Origin of the sequence: Cryobacterium sp. TMN-39-2, from assembly GCF_004402745.1 — a bacterium.
GTDB classification, from domain to species: Bacteria; Actinomycetota; Actinomycetes; order Actinomycetales; family Microbacteriaceae; genus Cryobacterium; species Cryobacterium zongtaii.
The window spans coordinates 1-5,053 of record NZ_SOFX01000018.1; the positions used below are offsets into that span (position 1 = coordinate 1).

The following is a 5,053-nucleotide window of genomic DNA, read 5'->3' on the forward strand; positions in this document are numbered from 1 at the left end:
CCTGCGGGGGCGCGGTCGGCGCGGCCGCGAGAGCCTCGTGCGCTGCCGTCGGCACCACGTGCCGGCGGCGGCGGGTGGGCATCGACGCGGCGGCACCGCGGCCCACGAGTACGGCAGGGGACTCCTCGGCCGGTTCCTGCGAGATGGTGCTGCCGGCATCCTGGGCGGCCACGGTGAGGTCGTCGTCGGCCGGGGCGGACGCATCCGGTGCGGGCGCAGCGGTGTCGTCGGTGGCGCCGGCCTCGGAGAGGATCGTGATGATCACAGTGCCCACGTCGACGGTGGTGCCCGGCTGCACGAGGATCTCGCCGACGACGCCAACGTACGGCGACGGCAGCTCAACGAGCGACTTGGCGGTTTCGATCTCGACGAGCACCTGGTTGATCGAGATGGTGTCGCCGGGGGCGACCTTCCACTCGACGATTTCGGCCTCGGTCAGGCCCTCGCCCACATCGGGGAGGGTGAATCGGGAGACGCTCATGGGGTGCCTTTCACAGCAAGGGGATGATTAGTAGGCGAGGGAGCGGTCGACGGCTTCGAGCACCCGGTCGGGGCTGGGCAGGAAGTGCGTCTCCACCGCGGCGGGCGGGAACGGGGTGTCGAAACCGGACACCCGCAGCACGGGGGCCTCGAGGGAGTAGAACGCCCGCTCGGTGACGGTCGCGGCGATCTCGGAGCCGACGCTGACGAAGCCGGCGGCCTCCTGGGCCACCACGAGGTGGCCGGTCTTGTGCACGGACTCGAGAATCGGTGTGTAGTCGATCGGTGAGATCGAGCGCAGGTCGATGATCTCGAGGCTGATGCCCTCCGCCGCGGCGAGGTCGGCGGCCTGCAGCAGCACGCTCACCATAGCGCCGTGGCCGACAACGGTGACGCTGGTGCCGGTGCGCACCACCCGGCTCGCGTGCAGCGGGGTGCCGGCCCCGGTGAAGTCGACCTCGCCCTTGGGCCAGTAGCGGCTCTTGGGTTCGAAGAAGATCACCGGGTCGTTCGACGCGATGGCCTCCTGCATCATCCAGTAGGCGTCGTGCGGGTTCGACGGGCTCACCACGCGGAGGCCTGGGGTGTGCGCGAAGTACGCCTCCGGGCTTTCCTGGTGGTGCTCGATCGAACCGATGTGGCCGCCGTAGGGTATCCGCACGACGACGGGCATGGTGAGGCCGCCCTCGTGCCGGTTGCGCATCCGGGCCAGCTGGCTGGTGATCTGGTCGAAGCCGGGGAACACGAAACCGTCGAACTGGATCTCGCAGACCGGCCGGTAGCCGCGCATGGCCAGGCCGATGGCCGTGCCGATGATGCCGGATTCGGCCAGCGGGGTGTCGAGCACCCGCTTCTCACCGAATTCGGCGTGCAGTCCCTCCGTCACCCTGAAGACGCCGCCGAGCGGCCCGATGTCCTCGCCCATCATGAGCACCTTGGGGTCGCTCAGCATCGCCTGGCGCAGCCCCGCGTTGAGGGCCTTGGCCATGGGCAGGTTCGCGCTGGTCGGCGCGGCGGCGGTCGTTTCCTGCATGGTCATCAGGACTCACTCCCGTCGAACGAGGTTTCGTAGGCGTCGAGCCAGGCCTTCTGCTCCACGACCAGCGGATGCGGTTCGGCGTAGACGTTGTCGAAGATGACGGAGCGGTCGGGTGAGGTGATCTCCAGGGCGCGGCGGCGCACATCCGCTGCGTGGTCTGCGGCCTCTTCGTCGACGGAGTCGAGGAACTCCTGCTCGACACCCAGGCCCTTGAGGTAGCTGCGGAAGCGCACGATCGGGTCGCGGGCGACCCAGTAGGCCAGCTCGTCGGGGTCACGGTACTTGGTGGGGTCGTCGGCGGTGGTGTGGGCGCCGACGCGGTAGGTCAGCGCTTCGATCAGCGACGGGCCGTGGCCGGTGCGGGCGTCGTCCATGGCCTTGGCGGTGACGGCGTAGCTGGCGAGCACGTCGTTGCCGTCGACCTGGATGCCGGGCATGCCGAAGCCGCCGGCCCGCAGGTAAAGCGGGGTGCGGGACTGGCGGGAGACGGGCACCGAGATGGCCCAGTGGTTGTTCTGCATGAAGAACACCTGCGGGGTCTGGTAGCTGGCCGCGAAGACCAGGGCCTCGTTGGCGTCGCCCTGCGAGGAGGCGCCATCGCCGTAATAGACGATCACGGCCGCATCGGTGTCCGGGTTGCCGGTCGCGGTGGCGCCGTCCAGCTGCATGCCCATGGCGTAACCGGTGGCGTGCAGCGTCTGCGAGGCGAGCACCAGCGTGTAGAGGTGGAAGTTGCCGTGTTCCTCCGGTGTCCAACCGCCGAGGGTGACGCCGCGCAGCATCCGCAGGATGTCGACCATGTCCAGGCCCCGGATCATGCCGACGACGTGCTCCCGGTAGGAGGGGAAGACGTGGTCCTGCGCACGGGTGGCGTAGGCGGAGCCGACCTGGGCGGCCTCCTGGCCGTGGCTGGGCACCCAGAGGGCGAGCTGGCCCTGGCGCTGCAGGTTCGCCGCTTCGGTGTCGAACTTCCGCACGACGACCATGTCACGGTAGAACTTGCGGTAGTCGGCCTCGGTGAGGCGCTCGAAGTATGGCAGGAACTCGGCCGCCGATTCGGACGGCGAGAAAGTACCGTCCGTGGACAGGAGCTGCACGGTGGGAGAAGTCAGGGTGCGCACGGGTGCGTCGTTGGAGGTCACTGGCACCGTACTAACCTAGCCGCCGGGCCGCGTGCCCCGTTGGTAGATCCTGAACAATCTCAGCGCCGATCCGTAGGAGCGTGGCCACAGATTCCTCCTCGCCAATCGAGACCCGGATACCCTCCGGGTGGAAGGGCCGGACGACGAGCCCGGCATCGGTGAAACGGTCGGTGGTCGCCGCGGTCGCTGCGCCCAGCGGCAGCCAGACGAAATTGGCCTGCGACGGCGGGACGTTCAGCCCCGCGGCCACCAGGGCGGCACGGATGCCGTCGCGGCGTTCGGCGATCACGCCGACCCGTTCCAGCAGCTCGGGTTCGGCGTCGAGCGAAGCCAGCGCGGCGGCCGAACCCTGCCCGGTGACCGAGAGTGGGATCGCGGTGGCACGGGCGGCGTCGAGGATGCCGACGGGGCCCAGGCCGTAGCCGACCCGGAGGCCCGCGAGGCCGTAGGCCTTGGAGAAGGTGCGCAGCACGACGAGGTTCTGGTAGCGCCCCAGCAGCGTCGTACCGTCGACGGCTTTCGGGTCGGTGACGAATTCGGCGTACGCCTCGTCAAGGATCACCAGCAGGTCGGCGGGGACCTGCTCCATGAACGCCGTGAATTCGTCGGCCGTGACGATCACGCCGGTGGGGTTGTTGGGGCTGCAGACGATCACGACGCGGGTTCGCGGGGTGATCAGCGCGGCCATCGCGGGCAGGTCGTGACCGTGGTCGGCGCGGTTGGGTGCGGTGACACTGGTGGCACCGGAGACCGTGACCAGGCTCGGGTACGCCTCGAACGAGCGCCAGGAGTAGAGCACCTCATCGCCGGGGCCGGCCGCGGCCAGGATCAGCTGCGACAACAGCGCCACCGATCCGGCACCGATGTGCACCTCGTCGGTGGTCAGCCCGTACCGGGCCGCGAGCCGCTCGCGGAGAGCGAGGGCGGAGGCATCCGGGTACCGGTTGAAGGCCGAGACGGCGTTCACCGCGTCGACGACGCCGGGCAGCGGGTCGAACGGGTTCTCGTTGCTGGACAGCTTGAAGGCGGAGGCGTTGGCCGCCTTGCCCTGCCGGTACGCCGGCAGCGCAACGATCTCAGGGCGCAGGCGGACCGAGGGCTGGTCTGAAGGGCTCACTCGGCGAGTCTACGCCGGGACATATTCGCGGTGCCGCATGCTCTGGCCGTATATGCCGCACCGGAAACCCACCCGGCGACCGGCACCGGCTGCCATAGTGGGAGCATGGGTAGTTTCCTGATCAAGCTCATCGTCAACGCCGTCGCCCTCTGGGTGACCACACTGATCGTGGCGGGTGTGCGGGTGGACTCGTACGCACCGGACACGACGGCCGTTGTCCTCACCTACCTGCTGATCTCGCTGATCTTCGGGTTCGTCAACGGGTTCATCGGCGGGTTCGTGCGTATCGTCGCGTTTCCCCTCTATGTCCTCACCCTCGGTCTGTTGTCGTTCATCGTGAACGGGCTGCTGCTGATGCTGGTGGCGTGGATCTCCGGCTTGCTCGGTTTCGGTCTGGTCGTCGAGAGTTTCTGGTGGGGCGTCCTCGGCGCGTTCGTGCTGGGCATCATCAGCTGGCTGTTCGGCCTGCTCGTACGGCCGCTGAACAACGCCACCTCCTAGGCCCGCGCCAGGTCAGTCGACCCGTTCGGCTCGCCAGACGCTCTGCTGCCCGGGTGACTCGCCCACGATCCCGTCCAGCTGCGCGCGGAACGCCACCAACCGGGGCTCCGGCGACCCGTCGACCAGACGGGCGGTCTCGCGGTAACCCACCAGCTGATGCGCCGGCATGACCTTGTCCGCCGGCACCTCCCGGCCGGCGAAGAGTTCCCGCCGCACGTAGAGGCGGTGGTCCTCGTCCGACGTGGAGCCCAGAGCGGGAACGAGGTCGTCCTCGTGCTCGACCGCGATCGCCGGCAAGCCCTCTGGCAACGGCAGGTCGGTTTCCGGCGCCCCGAAGGTGACCAACCCCACGGCGTTGATGTCGCCACGCGAGACCAGCTGGTTGGCGATCAGCCCGCCCTGCGAGTGCGCCACCGGCACCACCGGGTCGCCGGGCTGCACTCCGGCCGCCTGCATCGCCTGCAGCACCGCCCGGTACGAGCCGGCCTCCTGGTCGGCGACGGCCGCGACGTTGGAGGCCATGTCCCACGGTTCGCTCGAGCCGGTCGGACTCCATTCCACGGTGCCGCCGATGAAAACCAGCCACGACGGATGCGCCGCGTCGCCGTAGCGCTCGATGCGCACCTGACCGCCGTCATCCTCGGTGGGGATGCGGTCGGCGAGGTCGGCGAACCCTGCGGGCGGGCTCGGCGGCGCGAGCGTGGCCGGCCCGAGTGTGGCCGGCACAGCGCCGGAGCCGGCTGCCGTGACCCGCAGCGGCACGGCCGGCGGCAC

General features: G+C 69.5%; 5 protein-coding genes and 1 pseudogene. 1 reads left to right on the forward strand and 5 read right to left on the reverse strand.

Annotated features, from left to right (window positions below):
- The 4 genes from E3O57_RS05360 to E3O57_RS05375 form a co-directional block, all read right to left on the reverse strand.
- A partial coding sequence (locus E3O57_RS05360) for a biotin/lipoyl-containing protein (RefSeq protein WP_304991708.1) occupies positions 1-481 on the reverse strand: 481 nt, incomplete at its 3' end.
- Between the two features lie 27 nt (positions 482-508).
- Complete coding sequence (locus E3O57_RS05365; protein ID WP_194088218.1) at positions 509-1,519, reverse strand: alpha-ketoacid dehydrogenase subunit beta; 1,011 nt, start codon at positions 1,517-1,519, stop codon at positions 509-511.
- Positions 1,519-2,667 carry a pyruvate dehydrogenase (acetyl-transferring) E1 component subunit alpha gene (pdhA, locus tag E3O57_RS05370; protein ID WP_241990313.1) on the reverse strand — a complete coding sequence of 383 codons (1,149 nt, stop codon included), beginning with the start codon at positions 2,665-2,667 and terminating at the stop codon, positions 1,519-1,521. The genes E3O57_RS05365 and pdhA overlap by 1 nt, the downstream gene beginning before the upstream one ends.
- Before the next feature lie 4 nt (positions 2,668-2,671).
- A complete protein-coding gene (locus tag E3O57_RS05375) occupies positions 2,672-3,778 on the reverse strand; it encodes a histidinol-phosphate transaminase (RefSeq protein WP_103479463.1) in 1,107 nt (368 codons plus the stop codon).
- 105 nt (positions 3,779-3,883) lie between these two features.
- Between E3O57_RS05375 and E3O57_RS05380 the strand changes: the two genes are divergently transcribed.
- On the forward strand, positions 3,884-4,279 hold the full coding sequence (locus E3O57_RS05380; protein ID WP_103460363.1) for a phage holin family protein: 396 nt from the start codon (positions 3,884-3,886) through the stop codon (positions 4,277-4,279).
- A 12-nt stretch (positions 4,280-4,291) separates the two neighbouring features.
- Here the strand turns inward: E3O57_RS05380 and E3O57_RS18615 are convergent.
- Positions 4,292-5,053 (reverse strand): annotated as a pseudogene (locus E3O57_RS18615) (hypothetical protein); the annotation flags it as partial.

What these genes read in the sequence shown, in the direction of transcription:
- E3O57_RS05365 (WP_194088218.1), bottom strand. Translation starts at nt 1,519, where the DNA reads ATGACCATGCAGGAAACGACCGCCGCCGCGCCGACCAGCGCGAACCTG.
- E3O57_RS05380 (WP_103460363.1), top strand. Translation starts at nt 3,884, where the DNA reads ATGGGTAGTTTCCTGATCAAGCTCATCGTCAACGCCGTCGCCCTCTGG.